Source organism: Rhodococcus sp. EPR-147 (genome assembly GCF_001647185.1).
Lineage (GTDB): Bacteria > Actinomycetota > Actinomycetes > Mycobacteriales > Mycobacteriaceae > Rhodococcoides.
In genome coordinates this window covers 1-2,682 of sequence record NZ_LVCU01000385.1, presented here as the reverse complement: position 1 = coordinate 2,682, position 2,682 = coordinate 1, and the positions used below count along the sequence as shown (strand labels likewise).

The 2,682-nt window shown below is 66.6% G+C and carries 1 protein-coding gene; it reads left to right on the top strand.

The window, feature by feature from the left end:
* Positions 1 to 2,682 (top strand): condensation domain-containing protein (locus A2J02_RS17110; protein ID WP_156516264.1); only part of this gene is annotated, 2,682 nt, incomplete at both ends.

Here is a 2,682-nt window from a genome sequence, read left to right as displayed (position 1 = left end):
AAGACGGCCACCACCTTCGACGTCTCGCTCTGGGGATTCTTCCTGCCGCTGCGCGTCGGCGCGACGATGGTGCTCGCCACCCCCGACGGGCATCGAGACTCGGTCTACGTGGCCAACAAGATCGCCGAACATCGGGTCACCGTCACCGATTTCGTGCCGTCGATGCTGACGGTGTTCGTGGCCAACGCGCCGATGGGCACCTGCAGTTCGCTGCGCCACGTGTTCGTCATCGGTGAGGCACTGCCGGTCGAGACGGCAGCGTCGTTCCGCGCGCTGTGCTCGGCGGGGCTGCACAATCTCTACGGCCCCACCGAGGCCGCGGTCTCGGTCACCTATCACCCCAGCGGACCGGAGGACACCCGTACCGTCCCGATCGGTGTCCCCGAGTGGAACACCAGGGCCTTCGTTCTCGACGGTCGGTTGCGACCCACCCCGATCGGCGAATCGGGCGAGCTGTACCTCGCCGGAGTCCAGTTGGCGCGCGGCTACGTGGGCCGACCGGATCTGAGCTCGGATCGCTTCGTCGCCAACCCCTTCGGCACTGGCGGCGAGCGGATGTACCGCACCGGTGACCTCGTGCGCTGGCGTAGCGACGGCGTGCTGGACTACATCGGACGAACCGATTTCCAGGTCAAGTTCCGCGGCCAACGCATCGAGCTCGGCGAGATCGAAACGGTTCTGCTCGCCAACGAATCCATCTCGCAGGCAGTGGTATTGGTGGTCCAGACGGTCACCGGTGATCAGTTGGTGGCGTATGTGGTCGCGGCTCCTGGGCGATCCATCGAGTCGGCCGCGGCGATCGAGTTCGCCGGTCACGCCCTACCGTCGTACATGGTGCCTGCAGCGGTCGTCGTCCTCGACGCCCTGCCGCTGAACACCAGCGGCAAGCTCGACCGAAAAGCGTTGCCGGAACCGGTGTTCAGCAGTGCGAAGAAGTACCGGGCCCCGCAGAGCCGAGCGGAGTACGTCGTCGCGGGCATCTACGAGGATCTGCTCGGAGCCTCCAAGGTCGGGCTGGACGAGGACTTCTTCGAGCTCGGTGGCAACTCTCTGATCGCCACGCAGTTGGTGACGCGAGTCGGCAGCGCTCTCGGTGTGCGCCTCGGTGTCCGTGAGCTGTTCGAGGCTCCCACGGTCGGCGCACTCGCGGCCAGGGCCGAATCGGCGGCCCGGCTCGGGGCGGACACCCCGGTTCTGGAGTCGCGGGAACGCCCCGAGCGTATTCCGCTCTCACCTGCGCAACAGCGGATGTGGTTCCTCAACCGCTTCGACCCGACCACCGCGGCGTACAACCTGCCGTTCTCCGTTCGTCTGACCGGCCCGCTGGACGTGGTGGCGCTGTCTGCCGCATTCGCCGACGTCGTCGATCGACACGAAACGCTGCGCACCGTCTACCCCGAAGTGGACGGCTCACCGGAACAGGTCGTACTCACGGCCGCACGGACTCCGGCGACGATCCTGCCGGTCCGCATCGAACGCGACGAACTGGGTGGACGGCTGCACGAACTGGTCGCCAAGGGATTCGACGTCACGGTCGACACACCGTTCCGCATCGCACTCTTCGAGATCTCACCGACCGAACACGAACTCGCGATGGTGCTCCACCACATCGCCGCCGACGGCGCGTCGTTCGGCCCACTGGCGCGGGACGTGCTGGTCGCGTACTCGAGCCGCGTCAAGGGGCGCGCACCCGAGTGGACCCCTCTCGAGGTCCAGTACGCCGACTACGCGTTGTGGCAGCGAGCGGTGCTCGGTCCCGAGACCGATCCGCTGTCTTTGGCGTCGCGCGAAATCGCCTACTGGAGCGCGACTCTCGAAGATCTGCCCGATCAACTGGCGCTGCCGTCGAGCAGGCCACGGCCCGCCGTGTCCTCGAACGCGGGCAGCAAGCTCCGGGTCGACGTTCCGGCGCATCTGCATGCCTCGCTGGCGAACCTGGCCCGAGCGAACAACGCCTCGCTGTTCATGGTCATGCAATCCGCGTACGCGCTGCTGCTCGCCCGGCTCAGTGGTACCACCGACATCGCCATCGGTGCGCCCGTGGCCGGTCGGGGAGAGCCCGCTCTCGATGACCTGGTCGGCATGTTCGTCAACACGCTCGTACTGCGCACCGAGGTCGACCCGGCGTTGACCTTCGAGGATCTGCTCTCGCGCGTACGAGACACGGATCTGTCCGCGTTCGCGCATGCAGACGTGCCGTTCGAGCGCCTCGTCGAGGTGCTGAACCCGGTCCGCTCGACGTCTCGGCACCCGCTGTTTCAGGTCGCGATCTCACTCGAATCGGCGATGTCTCGTGAACTCACCGTCGGCAGCCTGCGCGCGGAAGCCGCCGAATTCGATGTTCCCATCGCCAAATTCGACATACAGCTGTGGCTGACCGAGCACCTCGACGACGGAGCGCCCGCGGGTATCGATGCGGTGTTCGAGTACGCAACGGATCTGTTCGACGAAGATCTCGTCGAGAGCTTCGCGCGTCGCTTCCTGGCGATTCTGGACGCGGTCACAACGGACGCGACAGTGCCGGTCGGCGACGTCACGATCGTCGACGCCGCGGAGCACCGTGCCGTGGTGTCGCAGTGGAACGTCTCGGGAGACGACGTCTCACGAGAGCTGACCCTGGTGGATCTGCTCGATGCAGCAGCCGCGGATCACCCCGACGCCGTCGCGGTGCGGTTCGGTGGC